Origin of the sequence: Thermoleophilum album (assembly GCF_028867705.1) — a bacterium.
In the GTDB taxonomy this organism is placed as follows: Bacteria; Actinomycetota; Thermoleophilia; order Solirubrobacterales; family Thermoleophilaceae; genus Thermoleophilum.
The window spans coordinates 1,580,530-1,597,785 of sequence record NZ_CP066171.1; the positions used below are offsets into that span (position 1 = coordinate 1,580,530).

A 17,256-nucleotide genomic window follows, 5' to 3' on the forward strand; every position below is an offset into this window, starting at 1 on the left:
CGCGCAGCACCGGGCAGTCGGCGCACTCGTTCCATGCAGCTGACGCTCGCAAGCGAGCGATCCACCAACCTTGGCCGAGACTCGCGCGCCGCCAGCCGCTACCTTCGCGAATTGTCGTGAGCTCCCCTGTGCGCCTCTCGCCGATCGACGCGTCCTTCCTGCACCAGGAACGGCGCGCGTCGCACATGCACATCGGGGGCGTGCTGATCTTCGACGGGCCACCACCGAGCTACGACGACCTGATCGCGCACATCCTCGAGCGGATGGAGGCGGTTCCCCGCTACCGCCAGCGGCTCGTCAAGCCGCCGCTCGGGCTCGGGCGGCCGTTCTGGGCCGACGATCCCGACTTCAACATCCGCTACCACGTGCGCCACACCGCGCTGCCGCCGCCCGGGTCGGAAGAGCAGCTGCGGCTGCTGGTGGGGCGGATCTACTCGCAGCGGCTCGACCGCTCACGGCCGCTGTGGGAAGCGTGGCTCGTCGAAGGGCTCGAAGGGGGCCGTTTCGCGCTGGTCTCGAAGACGCACCACTCGGTCATCGATGGAGTGTCGGGCGTCGACATCGCCACCGTGCTTTTCGACAGCGACCCGCTGCCGGCACGCCCCCACCGGCCAGCGAAACCGCGCGCGACCGAGCGCGTCGACACGCTCGACCTGCTCGCCGAAACGGCGTCGGCGGCTCTGCGCACCCCGCTCGAGCTCGCAGGCGGCGCGCTGCGTGCCCTTGGCCGACCAGCCGAAGCGGCGCGCAAGGCGCGCGAGGCGGTCGAGGGTCTCGGCGAGGTCGCCTGGGCGACGCTCAACCCGGCGCCGACGACCCCGCTCAACGTGCGCATCGGCCCGCACCGGCGGATCGCCTGGATCGAGGCGCCGCTCGACGACTTCCGCGCAGTGAAAAACGGTTTCGGCGCGACGGTCAACGACGTCGTGCTCGCGGCGGTGAGCGGTGCGCTCGGCCGCTGGCTGCGGCGCCGTGGCGTCCCGACCGCCGGGCTCGAGCTGCGCGCGCTCGTGCCGGTGTCGGTGCGCGCGCCCGACGAGCACGGCACGCTTGGCAACCGCATCGTCGCGATGCGCGGCCCGCTCCCCGTCTACGCCTGGGAGCCGGTCGAGCGGCTGCGCACCGTCGCCGAGGCGATGGCCCACCTCAAACGCTCGAAGCAGGCGGTGGGGGCCGCGGTGATCGCTTCGCTCGAGCGCTTCGCGCCGCCCACGCTGCTGGCAGTCGCCTCGCGACTCAACTTCTCGACGCGCCTGTTCAACCTCATCGTCACCAACGTGCCCGGCCCACAGATCCCGCTCTACCTGCTCGGGCGCAAGATGGAGGCGTGCATACCGGTGGCGTTCCTGCCCGAAAACCACGCCCTGGCGGTGGCGGTGATGAGCTACAACGGCTGGCTGCGCTTCGGGCTTTTGGGCGACTGGGACGCGCTGTTCGACCTCGATCTGCTCGCCGAGGACCTGCGCGCGAGCATCGAGGAGCTAGTGGCGGCGACGGGCGCCCGGGCTGCGGGCGACGCGCGGGGCGACAGGCATGCGGCGACAGGCCCGCGGGCTGCGAGCGGGGCGAGCGGCGACGGGCGCGTGGCGAGCGCCACCGGCAACGGGCGGGCGCCGGCGCGCTCGGCCCGGCGGCGCAAGCGCACCTCCCGCGCGCGCTAGCGGCGACCGGGGGCTCCCCCTCGCGTGCCCCGGGAGCGACCGACTAGCGCCGAGCCGCGCTCCGAGCTAGAGTCGCTGGTAGCAGGGGTACGAAGGTCGCTCCCCGCACGTGGCGGGAGCGACGGCCAGAGCGGGAGGTTCGCACCAGTTGGCAGGAAGCCACGGTTGCTTTGCGTTGCAAGGTTCGCGGCGGGGTGGGCTCGTCGCACTCGCGGCGATCGCCGCGGTCGCGCTCTGGGCGGCACCGCTCGCGGCGGCGCGCGTCGAGGTGAGCGGCCTCGCCGCCAGCTTCAGCACGCTGCAAGCGGGCGGCTCGCCCGACTTCCAGCTGACGATCGACCTCGCCTCGAACCCGGCGAGCGACGACCCGCGCGACCTCGTGATCACGCTGCCGCAGGGGCTCGTCGCCAACCCGCTCGCCGCCCAGCGCTGCCCCGTCGCCGACTTCACCGCCGACGCCTGCCCGGCCGGCGCGAAGGTCGGCTCGACGACGGTGCGTGCCCGCGTCGAAGCGCTCCTCGGCGCCGAGGTGACGGCGAACGGCGACGTCTACAACCTCGTTCCGGGCCCCGGCGAGCCCGCCCGGCTCGGCGTCGTCGTGCGACCGCCGCTCGCCGCCGCCCAGCACTATCAGGTGGTAGTGCGGATCCGCGGCGACCGCGGCTTCGTGATCGAGAACGCGATGTCCGGCCTCGAACGCACCGCCGGCGGCCTGCCGATCCGCATCGAACAGATCACGCTCGCCCTCGCCGGTAGCGTCGGCGGCAAGCCGTTCCTGCGCCTCCCCACCTCGTGCCGGCGCGCCGACATCGCCGTGGCGGTGCGCTCGTGGGACGAGCCGCAGGTCGAGACGCGCCGCACCGTCGCGTTCACGCCGGTGCGCTGCGAGCGGGTGCCGTTCCGGCCGAGCTTGAGCGGCACGATGGGCGCGCCCGGTGCGACATCGATCGGCGCGACCGTGCCGGTGACCGCGTCGGTCATCACTTTCCCCGACGACGCTGCGGTCGCCGCCACCACCGTGTCGCTGCCGCGGGCGGTGGGCGTCAACCTGCGCTCGCTGTCGGTTCTGTGCGATCCGGCTGCTTTCTCTGCCGACCGCTGCCCACCCGAGACACGGGTGGGGACCGCTCGGCTCGCGAGCCCGCTCGTCGAACGGCCGCTCGAGCTGCCCGTCTACATCGTGCGGCGCGACAACGAGCTGCCGGCGCTCGGCTTCCGCCTCTACGGCGGATCGATCATCGGTCGCACCAAGCTCGGCGAGCGCGTCACGAACATCTTCGCCGGGCTCCCCGACCTCCCGCTCTCGCGCTTCGACCTCACCGTCGACGGCGGCCCGCGTGGCCTGCTGCAGGCCTCCAGCGACCTCTGCAAAGCGACTACCCCGCGCGACGCCGAGGCGACGTTCAGCTCGCACTCGGGAATCGACGTCACGATCTCGACGCCGTTCGGCGTCGACGGCTGCCCGCCGGGCGCAACGCGCCCGCCGGCGGCGACCCGCTACCGGCTCGCGCACGGCCTGGCGGTCCGTGGCGAGAGCGCGACGCTGCTGGTGCGCGTCTCGGCCTCGCGGCCGCTCGCACGCGCCGTGCTGACGCTGCCGCGCCAGCTCGCCGCGGCGCGACGCAGCAAGGCGACGGCGGCGGTCGGCGGCCGGCGGCTGCGCGGCCGGGCGCTCGCGGTGCGCGGACGCTCGCTGCGCTTGCGCGCCACACGGCCTGGGCGCACGCTCGTCGTGACGTGGCGCGGTTTGCGCGCCGCGCGCTCGCTGGTGCGCGCGCTGCGAGCGAGGCGAACGCCGCGGCTCGCGGTGCGCCTGACGGTGATCGAGAGCAGCGGCGCGCGCCGCGCCTTCAGGCTGGCGGTGCCGGCGCGCCGCCGTTAGGTCGTCCTGTGCCGGCGCCGAAGCGCTAGGCGGCGCCGACCCGCTGCCGCTCCCATGGCGGCAGGTGTTGCGGGCGCAGCTCGTGTGCGCGCGCGAGCACCGCGGCGGGAAGCGGCGCTGGCTCGAGCGCGAACAGCTCGCTGTAGGTCGCGGCGAGCGCGTCGGCGAGCGCGCGCGTGGTGGCGCTGGGCCCGTCGGCGGCCGCGGCTGCCCCGCCGGCGGCGTACCCGGCGCCCGCTGCCGGTACGGCCCCTGCCGGCGGTCGCTCCCCCGCCCGCCGCGCGCGGGCGAGCTCGGCGGCGACGCTGCCGACCGTGTCGGGGTCGAGCGACAGCCCAAGCGCGCGGTACGCCGCCGTCAGCACGGCACGCAAGCGGGGCGCGTCGTCGCCGACCACGACCGCACCGACGCACACGCCCCCGGCGACGATGCGCTGCCCGATGCCGGCGAGCTTGACGCGCCCACCGACGCCGACGCTGAACGCGCCCGGGCACCACTCGCCAGCCACCTCGCCGGCGCGCGCCTTGATCCCGAGCGCCGATAGCGCCCGCACGATCGCGCCGGCGTGGAGCTCGAAGCGTTCGCGCACGCCTCGGCGCGGATCGCGCTCGCGGGTGAAGACACCAACCTCGACCACGCCCGCCGACAGCGCCGCGGCGCGACCGCCGACCAGTCGCACGACCGTCGGGAACCCGTGGGCGCGGGCGCTAGCTGCGGCCGCTTCGCCGCGACCGGAAGCGAGGTCCAGTTTCGAGAGCGCGAGCGCCGGCGCGGCGATCGCCACCCGCACGATCTTGTCGGCGTGCCCGGCAGCGACGTGCTCGAGGAGAGCTTGCGCGAGCGCCGCCGACAGCGCCGGGTCGCGCCCGTCGCCGCCACTCCGCTCCCCGCCGCCGCTCCCGCCTCCGCCGCCGGCTCCGTTGTCGCGCACCAGCAGTGCCTGCACCATCGCCGCGAGTATCGCCGCCGTGGCGCGCCGGTCGGCCGCTCGCTGGTTGAATCACGCGGTGTGAGCGAGATCGAGCAAGCAATCGAACGCAACCGCAACGCAGGTGTCAGCGGCCTCGGCGAGATCCCCGCCCCGCCGCGACGCAGGCTCGCTGTGGTCACCTGCATGGACGCGCGCATCGACGCTCACCGGCTGCTCGGGCTCGAGCCCGGCGACGCGCACGTGATCCGCAACGCGGGCGGTGTCGTCACCGACGACGTGATCCGCTCGGTGGCGGTCTCGCAGCGCAAGCTCGGTACGCGCGAGGTGATGCTGATCCAGCACACCGGCTGCGGGATGATCGGCCTCTCTGACGACGAGTTCCGCAGCGAGCTCGAGCGCGAGACGGGCGTCCGCCCGGCGTGGTCGGCCGAGGGTTTCCGCGACCTCGAACAGGAGGTGCGCCAGGGCGTCGAGCGGCTGCGGCGCAGCCCGTTCTTGCTCCACCGCGACGCGATCGCCGGTTTCGTGCTGGAGCTCGAGAGCGGCCTGTTGCGCCGCGTGGTCTAGAGCGGCGCGTCGTCTACAGCGGCGCGCCCACTAGCCCGGGCGCGGCGCTCGGTAGGCGAGTCACCCCGCTTGGTAGCCCGGACGCCGTGCTCAGTAGCCGAGCGCGAACTTCGCGTCCTCGCTCATCATGTCGGGCGTCCAGGGCGGGTCGAAGGTGAGCTTCGGGTAGACGCGCTGGACGCCCGGCAGCTCGCTCACGAACTCCTCGATCTGGTCGGCGATGTGCGGGCCGATCGGGCAGCCGGGCGAGGTGAGCGTGTAGGTGACGTAAACGTCACCATCCTCGACCTGGATGTCGTAGATCAGGCCGAGCTCGACGAAGTCAAGCCCGAGCTCAGGGTCGATCACGTTCGTGAGCGCCTCGCGGACCTCTTCCACCGTCGGGGGGCCGCCGTCGGCCGCGGCCGACAGGTCGCCGGCGCTGCCGCCGCTGTCGGCGTGGGTGTTTTCGAGCTCGTGACTCTCCACGGCCACGATGCTAGTAGGGTCGGGCGGCGATGCCGCTTCTCTGGCTCGCAGCGCTCTTCGTCGCGCTTCCGCTCGCCGAGCTGTACGTAATCCTCAAGGTCGGCGACTGGCTCGGCGCGCTGCCGACCGTCGCCCTGCTTGCCGCCGACTCGCTGCTCGGAGCCGCGCTTTTGCGAAGCCAGGGGCGCAGCGTGTGGCGGCGCTTCCGCGCGGCCGTCGCCGCCGGGCGGATGCCTCACCGCGAAGTGCAGGAAGGGGTGATGGTGATCTTCGGCGGCGCGTTTCTCGTGACGCCGGGGTTCATCACCGACGTCGCCGGGCTGCTCTTGCTGCTGCCGCCCACGCGCGAGCTGCTGCGCCGCGCCGGCCTGCGCTTGCTGCGGCGGCGTTTCCGCATCGAAACCGTGACCGTGCGCGAACCCCTGCCGTGAGCGTTGACACAAAACCGCCCGCATGTCTTGACGGCGCGCCGCGCGTCCTAATCTCGGATTTCGGCGGGGTCTTGACGACCCCGCTCGAGCGTGGCTTTCGCGCCTACGAGCGCGAGTCGGGGCTGCCGCTCGCCGAGCTCGGCGGGGCGATCGAGCGCGTCGCACAGGCGATCGGCGAGAACCCGGTGCACCGCTGGGAGCGGGGCGAGCTTGCCGAGCACGAGTTCGCCCGCCTTATCGAGCGCGAGCTGCCCGAGCGCTTCTCGTTCCACCGCTTCCGCGAGGTGTACTTCGCGCATCTCGAGGCGAACACGTCGATGGTGAAGCTCGTCTCTGCGCTGCGCGGCGACGGCGTGCGCACCGCGCTCCTCACCAACAACGTGCGCGAGTGGGAGCCGCGCTGGCGGGCCGTGGTGCCCGGGCTCGAGGACCTGTTCGAGGTGATCGTCGACTCGTCGCGCGTCGGGGCGCGCAAACCTGAGCGCAAGATCTACGAGCTGACGCTCGCCGCGCTCGGCGTCGAGCCGCACGAGGCGGTGTTCGTCGACGACGTCGAGATCAACTGCCGGGCCGCTGCCGAGCTGGGCATGGCGACCGTGCACTTCCGCTCGACCGAGCAGGCGGTGGCCGAGCTCGAAGCGCTGTTCGGCCTCGCCGGGGCACGGCGCGAGCCGCTCGCGGAGGCGGCTCCCGAGAGCTGACGCCGCGGGACGCTGCGAAAAAGAGGGAGGCGCGGACTCGCGCCCCGGGGTGCGCGCCACTGGTGGGCGGCTGCGCGTCGGGCCTCTCGCCCCGATGGCCCGCTCTTTCGGTTCGGGCTGCGACGTCCGCGCCTCTGCTGCCTAGTGAAGCAGCGCGGCGCCCCGAAATCAAGTAGCGATCGCAACGAGTTCTGCGCAATTTGCGGCTTCGCCGCCGCCGGGCAGGGTGTACGGAGCGACTGGAAGAATCGGCGGCGATGAGCGCGGGAGCGACGAGCGGGGACGCGCAGCGAGCGGGTGTCGCGGCGCGGGTCGCGGCCGCTGCGGCGGCGTGGCGGGGACGGCGGGTGGCGATAACGGGCGCGCGCGGCTTCATCGGCCGTGCGCTCTGGGAGCGGCTCGAGGCCGCGGGCGCCGAGCTCGTCGGCGTCGACGTCCGCGGCGGGGCGCCGGGCGTCGTCGCGGCGGACGTCGCGCTTCCCGGGCCGTGGCAGGACGCGATCGCCGACTGCGAGCTCGTGGTGCACTGCGCGGCGCGCGTCTCGAACGTCGGCAGCTCCGGCGACTTCTGGCGCGACAACGTGCTCGCGTTGCGGCGCGTGATCGACGCCGTCGCCGGGCGCGCCACCAGGCTCGTGCATCTCTCGTCGGTGCGGGCGTTCTCGGACCGCGCTTTTCCCGACGGCGTCGGCGAGCGCCACCCGGTGCGCCCCGACGGTCACCTGTACGTCGACACCAAGATCGCCTCCGAGCAAGTGGCGCTGCAGGCGCACGCCGCCGGCGAGGTGGTGGCCACGATCTTGCGCCCGGGCGACGTGTGGGGGCCGGGTTCGCGCCCGTGGACGGTGCTGCCGGTGGAGCTGATCCGCCGGCGCCGCTTCGTGCTGCCGGCGTGGGGTCGCGGTCTCTTCTCTCCCGTCTACATCGACAACCTCGTCGACGCGATCGTGCTGGCCGCGGCCGAGCCCGCCGCGGCGGGTCGCGTGTTCACGATCACCGACGGGGTGGCGCTTTCGACGCGCCTGTTTTTCGCCCACTACTGCCGGATGCTCGGGGTGCGCGGGCCGCTCGTGGCGCCGACGTGGCTGGTGCGCGCGCTGGCGGCGGTCGGCGGCGCGCTCGACCGCCTCGCCGGGCGCGACAGCGAGCTCTCGCCCGCCGCGGTCGACTACTTCCTGCGCTACGGCAGCTACTCGATCACTGAGGCGCAGCGCGTGCTGGGGTACGCGCCGCGCGTCGATCTTGCCGAGGGCATGCGTCGAACCGAGGCGTGGCTGCGCGCGAACGGGCTCGTCGGGTAGCGCGGCCGCGCGAGCGCGAGCGGCACCGGCTACGCCTCGACCAGCGTGGCCACACAACTGCCGGCCTGGGCGCGGCTACCCAAGCCGGAGCGGCGCCCCCTGCCGCTCACGGCAGCGTTTCGCAGACGCGGCCGTCGTGGTCGGGGCCGTCGAGGCGGTCGACGTTGTTGGTGGGGCTGCCGCCGCGAGCTTCGAAGTAGGCCTGGGCGGCGGCTTGAGTCGGGAAGTCGGAGCAGTCTTTGTCGCCCACAGATGCCCGCCCGCCTAAGGTGCCGCCGCCGGCGCGGTATCCGCGTGACCGCGGCGCGAAGGACGGTCTGCGCGCCCCGGCCGCCGCGCTGCCGCCGGCGCACGCCCGCCCCCACAGTCCCCGCCCGGCGGCGCGCGCTGCGGCGACTGCGCGGCGGAAGACGTCGGCGTACTCAACGTTGGGCGGGATCGTGAGCTGCTGGGCGTAGCCGCGCAGAGCGAGCTCGCGATTTACGAACAGGCCGTCGCGGCGCCAGAGGTAGACGAGCGCGCGGCCGTAGCGGTCGCGCGGCTCGGTGCCGAAGCGCACGTAGACGCGCGTGCCGGGAGCGAGCAGGCGTTTCGTGAAGCCGCTCGCTTGGCGTCCGTAGCACTCGACGTGGCCGTAGACCTCGGGCGTGTCGATGCCGATCAGCCGCGCACGGCCGAGGCGTGCGAGCGCGACGGTGTCGCCGTCGACGACGTAGGCGACTACGTCGGCGTGCGCCCCGCGCGGGATCATCCCGTTGCGTGCCGCACGCGCTTTGTGCGTGCGCCGTTTGCTGCGCTCGTGGACGCGCGCTTTGTCAGCCTTCGCCGCGCGGCCGCCGTGCTCGCCCGAGCGCGCGCCCACACCCCGGCGCCCCGCCTCCTCGGCGGTGCTTGCGCAGCCGCTGGCGAGCGCTGCGACGAGGGTCGCAAGGAGAACGAGGCCCGACAGCCTGCGTGTCGCTGGCTGTTCGCGCAGCAGCTGCCTCAATCTATCTCCTACCCATCCTCCCGCACCCATCCTGCCGACCACACTCGCCTCCGCCTTCGCCCAGAACTCCCCTACCGATACTGGCGCACGCTCGCGATTGTCCCCGACCTTCGGCGGCAGCGGCATTGCGACAGCAGAATTTATGGGCTGGGTGACACGCGGCCCGCGACCCGGACTTGCCGGCCTTGCCTTCGGTAAGGCAGTGCGTTAGTTTCGTCGCCACCCTGCACCACATCGAATCTCACGCGACTGGCCCGGTGAAAGTTGTAGTCGCCCCCCCCCGCTAGCCGTTGGCGTCTTTTCTCACCACCGCCAGCTTTGGCGCTTTTCGCAACGCTTGTCGTCTTCGGGTTTTCGGGCTGCACACCGGAGCCGGAGCGGTTCTCGGGTGGAGTGCCCTACGCCGCCTGCGGCGAGCCGAGCGATGCGCCGTACCCAAAGGCGGTCTTGAGGTCCGGGCCGTACGCCTACTGGCGGCTGTGTCAGTATGACTCGCCGAGCGAAGCGGCTTTTTCTGACGTGACCGGCCACAACGTGCCGCTCCAAGCCGCGCGCGCTGGGACGGTAACGCCAAAATCGCCGAGCGATCCCCGTGAGCGCGACCGGCTCCTCCCCCTCCAGAACGAGGTAAACCCGTTTCTGCAGATCAACTCCAGCTATCTAATAGCCCCCTCTAAAAGCGGGGACTACGCGGCGCTCTCGAGGCTAGGCCACCGCGGCCCGTTCACCATCGAGGCTTGGGTACGCCCCAACCGCTCGTACGGAAGGGACCTTCCGTGCGGGGACCCAGTCCCCGCACCTAACAACTGCGGGTTCGTGTTGCCGGTCGCGGGCGTAGGCGGATCTTGGCAGCTTGGCTGGGCGGGTACTGCGGCCGCGCGTGGGCGTGAAGGGTCGTGGGTTCACAACCAGACCCCCGGCCCTTCGATCGGCGCGAACGGTTGGACGTTCACGATCTACGACGGCTACGACTGCCACGGTCAACCCGATTGCCTGCCTGACAACCGTCACTACCAGACTGCTCATCGCCTGCAGACAACGATGCCGATCGAAGCTGGCAATTGGTACTACCTCGTTGCTACCTACGACGGCGACACCATGTCGTTGTACCTCAACGGGACGAGGATCGCCGAAAAAGAGATCGGGGCGATCGGAGACGTTTACACCCCCTCGGGGTTCTTCCGACTGGGGACTGCATCGGACGAGGAGGGTCAAGGGAACGAGGGCGTTTCGGACAGCTGTACTTGCACGGTCCTCGACGGGGCGCTCGACGAGGTTGCCTACTACACACGAGCCCTCAACGATGACGAGATCTACACTCATTACCAAGCCGCTCGGGTCGATCCGCTTACCTCACCCATGGGACCCTCATCTGCGTACCGCGAGGGCGTTAAGGATGACGCTCCCTACATTTGGTTCCCGTTCGACGAGCACCACATCGAGCCGACCGATCGTGCAACCTGCTATCCGTGCCAAAGCTTTGAACGCACGACGCAAGAACCGGCCGGACCGATATTCACCCCGGCGCGCGCAGTACGTGGACCCTCTTTTCCGCTCGGTCGAAACGACACAGGTATTCAATTCGACGACGGGGGACACGTCTCGACCACCCGCGGGCCACGATTCCCCCTACCTGCCGACTTGCAAGACATATCGGTCGAGACCTGGATCAAGACGACGTCCGATACCCCAGCCACACAAGCCTTCTTCGCGGCGCCCACCTGCTCCGGTTGTGTCGGCATGGTCGGCTTGCGCCTCAACCAGGGCAAGCTCGAGGTGCGCGCCGACTATGACGGCTTCCCGAACGGCACCTGGCAGTCCCTAGGGGGCAAAGACCTCGATGACGGTCGCTGGCACCATGTGCTCGTGGTACGCGACCTCACCGGCAGCGGCCGCTGGCGCGCGTTCGTGGATGGCGCCGACACCGGCGTGACACGCGAGACGTCGGCGACGTCGCTGCTGCGCGGCAACTACTTCTCGGTAGGCGAAGTCAACAGCCAACTCGACATGCCGCGCGGTGGCCCGGTGGCGCTCGACGAGTTCGCGTTCTACACGCGAGCTCTTAACAGCTCGCGAACCGGCTATCAGGACGCGTTGGAGCGCTACAAGCCTATCCTCAAGTACGACAGCGGCGAAAGGTTCCATGTCCTGTCGGCCGCAGCGATGACCGACTTCTATATCCCGGGCTGGGGCCTGGAAACGAGCAACAGCCTCAAGGGCTCATCCCCGAGCGATCCGGACGGGGATCCCGTGCCTTTCGCTGCAGCCGACCCATCGATCACCAACCTTCCCGAGCCCAGCCCGCTGGACCATCTGACGCTCGACTATCTCGGACCTACCTACCCCGTCGCGCCGAACAACCCGTCGGTTCGGGCGGGCACGGAAGCGCTCGAGACCGATTTCCTCTCGGCCCGCGGCAACGCGTCGGACAACGTCTACGCCAACGACTCCGACGCGATGGAGGACCGCCAAGGTTATGGCCGTAAGGTCTACGCCCGCGTCGCCCACACCGACGACGGCACCGTGTGGCTGCAGTACTGGTTCTTCTACTACTTCAACCCAAGTAACGCTGGCGGCTCAATCGGCGCTCACGAAGGCGACTGGGAGATGGTCCAGATCCACCTCGACCGCAATCTGCGCCCAATCGAAACTGCATACGCCCAACACGAGACGGGCCAACGCTGCCCCTGGTCCTCTGTGGAGAAGATCGGCGACCGACCCGTCGTCTACGTTGCCGAATCCTCCCACGCGTCCTACTATGGACCTGACCGGATACCATCGGGGCTCCTAGACGAGCGCAAGTTCGACCGCGCCGACGGGCGCGGCGGCACCCTCGACGCAGCAGAACTCGTGCGGATCCAAGACGAACAACTGCCCCGCTGGCTTGAATGGCCTGGACACTGGGGTGATTCGCACGGCGTGGCCAACCCTGGAACAGGAGAGCGCCTGTTCGAAAGCCCGCGAGGACCACTCTTCCAAACAGATGACAAATGGCACGACCCGACCGCCTGGGCTAACGGCCTTGGAGCCTGCTAGAAAGCCTCGCGTCCTTATGATGCTCGTCGCCACGGTGCTGGCGACGACCATCATGACCGCAACTGTTCTCTTGGCACTTATAGTCGCATTGCTCCTATCCACCGCGGAGACTTCGTCCACGCCCAATGGCTATGGAACCCTCGTATTCGAGCGCGGCGGGTATTTCTTCCTTGTTGTCCTGCCGATGGTCGCGCTCACCGTTGGAGGATGGATCGCAATTCGTAGCCACCGCCTCGGTCCCTTGCTGCTTGGCCTCGCTACTGGTCTACTCACGGTTCTGTTGATCTTTCTGATAAGCGGCTGGTTACTAGCCCCCTTTGTTAGCATTACAGCTTACAATGCCTCCCCTGGCTACTATTACTACACACACTCGTTCACTGATCCTCACGTCGATCTGTACGATTGCAGCAGCGTCCCCACCGCACATCAAGCCCTGCTCTAATGGAGAACAATCATCAGCAATTGCCCGCGACCTCGGCCTCATCAAAGATTCTCGCGGCATTTTTGTCACTCCAAGCTTGCGCAACATACCCTCTGATTGTTGCTGCAGCTTCCGCGCGATGCGCAAGCGTCGCCCCTGGCGATAGGAGCGCGCTCTTCAACCTTAGCTGCCGACTCCTCTTCAGACAGGATCTCTGGGTGATCTTCGTACTCCTGCCGATACTCGTCACGCTCGCGGGGGCCCTCCTCACGATTCGAAAGCGATCCGACCTCTTCGTCGAAAGAGCTTGTATCCTGGGAATGGTCGTGGGCATAGTGTTGCCGCTACCTCTCTACGTTGGCAAATGAAGGACGTCCTCATAACTTCAATGCGAGTTTTGGCCTGGTCACGACCCGAGGTGGCCATTCGGGCAGACGGCGCCGATAAGAGTGCGCGGACAAGACGCACCGCCGTCCGCTACCAAAGTCGCTCACTCCTCCCACGCGTCCTACTATGGGCCTGACCGGATACCATCGGGGCTCCTAGACGAGCGCAAGTTCGACCACGGCGACGGGCGCGGCGGCACCCTCGACGCAGCAGAACTCGTGCGGATCCAAGACCAACAACTGCCGCGCTGGATCCAATGGCCTGGACACTGGGGTGATTCGAAGGCGAGCTTGCCAAAGATCGAATCAGATAGCCCGCAAGGTCCCGCCTTCCAGGGTGTTAAGTGGAGCGCCCCCTCCAACTGGGCAGATGGCCTCGCCTCGTGCTGACACTAGTGATGCCGGTGTCTCTTTGCGGCTGCTCTTTGTTGTTATCGTGTCCACCCTTATATGCGCTGTAGTCGTCTGGATCAACTTGGCCTTAACAGTCATTGGTTGCACAGCCGACACTGCCCCTTTGGCGTCGTGGTATCGCGTATGCATCGACTACCAACGAGGCGCCTATCTTGCTTCGGTACTCATCCCGTTTGGCACTCAAGTGGCTGCCGGTGCGCATGCCCTCCTTACGCGGCGTTTGATTCCAGTCATCGTCGGCCTTAGCTTGTCCCTGTCGCTAGTCGTTGTTGACCTTGTCGTGGTGCCCCTTTTCTACTGATATGGCAAGCGCCGAGTCTGAAAACACTACTGAAGTCCGTCGCAAGCGCCAAGAGCCTAGTGCAGTTCCACAACACGTAGCCGTGGCTGTGTTCGCCGTATTCGCCTCCTTGTTGTTCCATTTCCTGATCTTATCGGCGTACGGCGCGATTCTTGTCGGGGAGCACCCTAGTAGATCCATAGTTGATGCTGTCGAAGATAAACTGGGCATCTTTAGCCTTTTGATCCTCGGCCAAGCCTCGCTCGGGGAATTTGCGTTGCCAATCTTGGGTATCCCGCTTGGGATTTCACTCTACGGCGCGTGGCTGACCCTTCGCGAGGTCCGCCTAGAGCCGGCCCTTATTGCCTTGGGCGTCAGCACATTAACCGCCAGCTTCGGGCCGATCCTCGCATATCACGTTTTTTGATGATGGAACTATGGTGTCACTTGAAGCCGCGTGGGCGGCTATTTTCGGTCTCGCTACCTCGCCGACATGCCCCCCAGCAGGCTCTCCACACTCTCGTGGGCTGCCCAACACCGGATGAATATCTCGCGTGGGACAACAATCTCTTCTCCCGAGTGCCCGCCATACAGCAGGCCACCCGCGGCGAGCGCGGGAAAACAACCCTCAGTGCCAGCAGAGGCTGCTACGTCGCTCTCCCAGCAACACACTGCCTCTCCCTTACCGACTTCTCGCCGCCCTGTGCGGGGCCGAGGGAGCATGACCCTTGAAACCTCGCGCGCCATGGAGGCATCGCGTTGCTCGAGCGTCGTGCAGTTCTGCCGGGCGACAGTACGCTAAAGACAGGTCCGGCGGACGGGCGTGCCCTTCGGTGGGGAGCCGTTGGACAGGAACCCTGCGCAGCTCCCTCGTTAAACTGCTTCCACGTCATACCGGTAGTGCATTTAGGCGGTCCCGCTTGGGCGGCTGACAGAGCGTCTAGATCGATCTCGACCCAAGCTAGATCGATCACCCAAAAGTCCGCCCAATCGAAACTGCATACGCCCAACACGAGACGGGCCAACGCTGCCCCTGGTCCTCTGTGGAGAAGATCGGCGACCGACCCGTCGTCTACGTTGCCGAATCCTCCCACGCGTCCTACTATGGGCCTGACCGGATACCCAGCATTCCCGACCTGCGCTCCGCCGACCACGCCGACGGGCGCGGCGGCACCCTCGACGCAGCACAACTCGTGCGGATCCAAGACGAACAACTGCCGCGCTGGATCCAATGGCCTGGACACTGGGGTGATTCGCACGGCGTGGCCAACCCTGGAACAGGAGAGCGCCTGTTCGAAAGCCCGCGAGGACCACTCTTCCAAACAGATGACAAATGGCACGACCCGACCGCCTGGGCTAACGGCCTTGGCACGTGTTAAAAAGCGCCGCCCGATCCTTGTTCTACTCGGCAGCATTTTGGCGACAGTGATCACTACTGTGCTCGCTGTCTTAGAGGTACTGTGGATCCTACTACTCTGCACTCTAGGCGAGGGCTCCGCGCCACCACCTTCAGAGGATCCGTGTGCTTCGTTCGCGTTATACGGGGGCTACCTTGCCCTCGCATTGGTGCCGGTAGCGGGCACCACGGCTGGCGGATGGGTCGCAATCCGGCGCAACCGCATCCTTCCAGTCCTCATCGGCTTCGCTGTCTCCCTCGGCGCGCTTTCGATTCTCCCGCTACTCAGCATCCTCCGCAGTGGCTAACAACACAGCAGGTACACCCCGTCACATGTCTCCGCCGCCGCCGTCAGTGCAGCTCACTGAAGCTAGCTCAAGCTCTCTAACGACATGAACACTCACACAGGCTCGCTGGGAACCGAAAGGCTCTCCCCCGTTGCGATCAGTGCCTTCTTCGTTGCGCACTCCTGCGCTCTCGGCGTTGCCAACGTCTCAGCCGCTGCGGCCCGCTGCGAGACGCTGATCCCTGGCCCAAAGCGCAACATCGTTCACCTTTCGTGCAGCGTCCTTTTTGACCATTATCTCTGGGTGGGCCTACTGTGTCTTCCGCTAGTAGTCACCTTGGCAGGGTCGATCCTGACCATTCGGAACCGAGATTGTTGCTTCGTTGAAAAGGCCTTTACCCTCGGAATAGTGCTAGGCGTTATCTTGCCACTGCCGCTGTCCGTGTTACAGTGATGCAGTGCCTTAGTGACCCAATCTCCCAGCCTCCATCGCGCCTGATTTCGACGGCATGCTACGAACCAGCACTTCCGGCGGTCATACGGTCGGGAGGGTTGGCGGCGGGTCATCCGTCACAGCGCAAGCTCGCCTCGCGTCTAAGAGCGAGCACAAGCCGCCCCCACCGCTCTCCGAGATACCGTGAAAAAACTTTGATTCGAGGAACAACGGTCGGTACTGTTTTCCTACTCCCTTTTTGTACTGGCTAGTCGCCCCCTAGGGAGGAAACGTGATGGAGCCTGCGCGGAGGAACAGGAACGGTGGTGGGTACAGGTCGACGGCGGCACGTCTGCCGCTCGCCTCACGGCACGCAGCAGTCGGTGGCGTGTTCCTGGCGACCGCACTGGCGGTTGTCGGCGTGGGTTGCGGTTCCGACAAGGAGCGCGCAGCAGCCGGCACCGCCAGCACCGAGAGCGCGGCGAGGCCCGCGAGCGCCGCGACCGGCCCACCCGTCGTCGCTGCCAACGCGAGCGAAGCCGCACAGCCGGCCGGGCAAACCGTCGAAACCGTCGCCCGCAACGGCCGCACCGTGACGCTCAGCGACGGTACGGTCGTGACCCTGCCGCCCAAGCCGCGGCGCACCTCGATCCCGCCACAGCGCAGCTGCCGCAAGCGCACCTACCGCACCTCGCGCGGTTGGCGCGCCATCTACTTCCCCCCGCGGCCCGGGATCGCTGCCGAACGAACCGACCGGCGCACCGTCACCGTCAGGTATCGCTTCTACCGCTTCGACCGGCGCTGCAAGCCGCACATCGTCGACCTCACGGTGCGCGACGCTGACGACGCGAGCTTCCCCGCCACAGACGAGCAGGTCGAGGTGCGCGCGCTGCGCGGCACCGTGCGCATCGCGCTGCCCGACCGTGTGCTCGGTGCCGACACCGTCGCCGTCCGGGCGTACACCCGCCGCGGCCTGCCCAGCGACAGCGGCATCGTCCGCATCCGCGACACGCGCAAGCGCTAGCGGGGGCCGTCCCGCGGTAGCGAACGGCGCTGGCAGCGGGGCTAGTTAGTTGTCGACCCCGAGGCGGTCCCAGCAGTAGATGTCGAGCGCCTCACCGGTGAGCTCGAGCAGGCGTTCGCGTGAGAGTCGCGGCAACACCGATTCGAGAGCGGCGCGCTCGCTAGTGCCCGAGTCGAGCGCCTCCTCGCCACGGAAGACCGCCGCGATCCGCAGGGCCTCACGCCGGTGCTGACCCAAGCGCGGAAAGGCGCGCACCAAAAACTCCTTGTTCGCCACCGGCCGGCCAATGTCGAACCCGGCGTGCCACGCCGCGAGCATCGACAGGTCCTCGTCGTTGAGCTCGTCGAGAGCACGCGCATAGTGCTGCTCGAGCTCGTCATCGGGAATCTCGTCGACCCAGGCGCGGATGATCTCGTCGAGCAGCTGGCGGCGCGCCTCGCGCCCAACGCTCTCGGCGATCACCCGTATGGCGTCGCGCGGCTCGATGAAACAGAGGGGCATTTCGCGTCCTTGTTCGGTCGGTCGGCTTTCCCTGCGCTGCTCTCGCGCGCAAGATACGGAGCGCCCCCGACGGAAAAGTGGCCACGCCGAGAAGGTGCGGCTCGCAGGAGTCGGGCCGGGACGGGCAGCCACCACGCGGCCCGGGAGCG

General features: G+C 68.4%; 14 protein-coding genes. 10 read left to right on the plus strand and 4 right to left on the minus strand.

Annotated features, from left to right (window positions below; all coding sequences use genetic code 11):
- The first annotated feature begins 116 nt into the window (after nt 1-116).
- Both JDY09_RS07360 and JDY09_RS07365 read left to right on the plus strand, forming a co-directional pair.
- The gene (locus JDY09_RS07360; protein ID WP_274716284.1) at nt 117-1,661 is read left to right on the plus strand and encodes a WS/DGAT/MGAT family O-acyltransferase; all 1,545 of its coding nucleotides are present in this window, start codon (nt 117-119) and stop codon (nt 1,659-1,661) included.
- Between the two features lie 148 nt (nt 1,662-1,809).
- Nucleotides 1,810-3,543 (plus strand): hypothetical protein, encoded by a 1,734-nt coding sequence (locus JDY09_RS07365; RefSeq protein WP_274716285.1) that lies wholly within the window; start codon nt 1,810-1,812, stop codon nt 3,541-3,543.
- 25 nt (nt 3,544-3,568) lie between these two features.
- Here the strand turns inward: JDY09_RS07365 and JDY09_RS07370 are convergent, their stop codons facing one another.
- Nucleotides 3,569-4,492 (minus strand): lipoyl protein ligase domain-containing protein, encoded by a 924-nt coding sequence (locus tag JDY09_RS07370; protein WP_274716286.1) that lies wholly within the window; start codon nt 4,490-4,492, stop codon nt 3,569-3,571.
- A gap of 69 nt (nt 4,493-4,561) precedes the next feature.
- On the opposite strand from JDY09_RS07370, the gene JDY09_RS07375 reads away from it, so the two are divergent.
- Nucleotides 4,562-5,041, plus strand: a complete 480-nt coding sequence (locus JDY09_RS07375) for a beta-class carbonic anhydrase (RefSeq protein WP_428837479.1) — start codon at nt 4,562-4,564, stop codon at nt 5,039-5,041.
- A gap of 90 nt (nt 5,042-5,131) precedes the next feature.
- Here the strand turns inward: JDY09_RS07375 and JDY09_RS07380 are convergent, their stop codons facing one another.
- Complete coding sequence (locus JDY09_RS07380) at nt 5,132-5,509, minus strand: metal-sulfur cluster assembly factor (protein ID WP_274716288.1); 378 nt, start codon at nt 5,507-5,509, stop codon at nt 5,132-5,134.
- A gap of 29 nt (nt 5,510-5,538) precedes the next feature.
- On the opposite strand from JDY09_RS07380, the gene JDY09_RS07385 reads away from it, so the two are divergent.
- The 3 genes from JDY09_RS07385 (at nt 5,539) to JDY09_RS07395 (ending at nt 7,942) form a co-directional block, all read left to right on the plus strand.
- A complete protein-coding gene (locus tag JDY09_RS07385) occupies nt 5,539-5,940 on the plus strand; it encodes an FxsA family protein (protein ID WP_274716289.1) in 402 nt (133 codons plus the stop codon).
- Nucleotides 5,937-6,641: an HAD family phosphatase gene (locus JDY09_RS07390; RefSeq protein ID WP_342455250.1), complete on the plus strand. Its 705-nt coding sequence runs from the start codon at nt 5,937-5,939 to the stop codon at nt 6,639-6,641. The genes JDY09_RS07385 and JDY09_RS07390 overlap by 4 nt, the downstream gene beginning before the upstream one ends.
- A gap of 257 nt (nt 6,642-6,898) precedes the next feature.
- Nucleotides 6,899-7,942, plus strand: coding sequence for an NAD-dependent epimerase/dehydratase family protein (locus JDY09_RS07395; RefSeq protein WP_274716291.1), 1,044 nt, complete (start codon nt 6,899-6,901; stop codon nt 7,940-7,942).
- Nucleotides 7,943-8,048: 106 nt separating this feature from the next.
- Here JDY09_RS07395 and JDY09_RS07400 read toward each other — a convergent pair whose 3' ends face one another.
- Nucleotides 8,049-8,930, minus strand: coding sequence for a thermonuclease family protein (locus tag JDY09_RS07400; RefSeq protein WP_274716292.1), 882 nt, complete (start codon nt 8,928-8,930; stop codon nt 8,049-8,051).
- Between the two features lie 816 nt (nt 8,931-9,746).
- On the opposite strand from JDY09_RS07400, the gene JDY09_RS07405 reads away from it, so the two are divergent.
- The 4 genes from JDY09_RS07405 (at nt 9,747) to JDY09_RS07420 (ending at nt 16,606) form a co-directional block, all read left to right on the plus strand.
- A complete protein-coding gene (locus JDY09_RS07405; RefSeq protein WP_274716293.1) occupies nt 9,747-11,966 on the plus strand; it encodes a LamG domain-containing protein in 2,220 nt (739 codons plus the stop codon).
- Between the two features lie 16 nt (nt 11,967-11,982).
- Nucleotides 11,983-12,408 carry a hypothetical protein gene (locus JDY09_RS07410; RefSeq protein WP_274716294.1) on the plus strand — a complete coding sequence of 142 codons (426 nt, stop codon included), beginning with the start codon at nt 11,983-11,985 and terminating at the stop codon, nt 12,406-12,408.
- A gap of 1,162 nt (nt 12,409-13,570) precedes the next feature.
- The gene (locus JDY09_RS07415) at nt 13,571-13,894 is read left to right on the plus strand and encodes a hypothetical protein (protein WP_274716295.1); all 324 of its coding nucleotides are present in this window, start codon (nt 13,571-13,573) and stop codon (nt 13,892-13,894) included.
- A gap of 2,076 nt (nt 13,895-15,970) precedes the next feature.
- Nucleotides 15,971-16,606 (plus strand): hypothetical protein, encoded by a 636-nt coding sequence (locus tag JDY09_RS07420; RefSeq protein ID WP_274716296.1) that lies wholly within the window; start codon nt 15,971-15,973, stop codon nt 16,604-16,606.
- Between the two features lie 45 nt (nt 16,607-16,651).
- Here the strand turns inward: JDY09_RS07420 and JDY09_RS07425 are convergent, their stop codons facing one another.
- Nucleotides 16,652-17,107: a hypothetical protein gene (locus tag JDY09_RS07425; protein ID WP_274716297.1), complete on the minus strand. Its 456-nt coding sequence runs from the start codon at nt 17,105-17,107 to the stop codon at nt 16,652-16,654.
- Nucleotides 17,108-17,256: the final 149 nt, after the last annotated feature.

What these genes read in the sequence shown, in the direction of transcription:
- JDY09_RS07370 (WP_274716286.1), bottom strand. Translation starts at nt 4,492, where the DNA reads ATGGTGCAGGCACTGCTGGTGCGCGACAACGGAGCCGGCGGCGGAGGC.
- JDY09_RS07385 (WP_274716289.1), top strand. Translation starts at nt 5,539, where the DNA reads ATGCCGCTTCTCTGGCTCGCAGCGCTCTTCGTCGCGCTTCCGCTCGCC.
- JDY09_RS07395 (WP_274716291.1), top strand. Translation starts at nt 6,899, where the DNA reads ATGAGCGCGGGAGCGACGAGCGGGGACGCGCAGCGAGCGGGTGTCGCG.
- JDY09_RS07410 (WP_274716294.1), top strand. Translation starts at nt 11,983, where the DNA reads ATGATGCTCGTCGCCACGGTGCTGGCGACGACCATCATGACCGCAACT.
- JDY09_RS07425 (WP_274716297.1), bottom strand. Translation starts at nt 17,107, where the DNA reads ATGCCCCTCTGTTTCATCGAGCCGCGCGACGCCATACGGGTGATCGCC.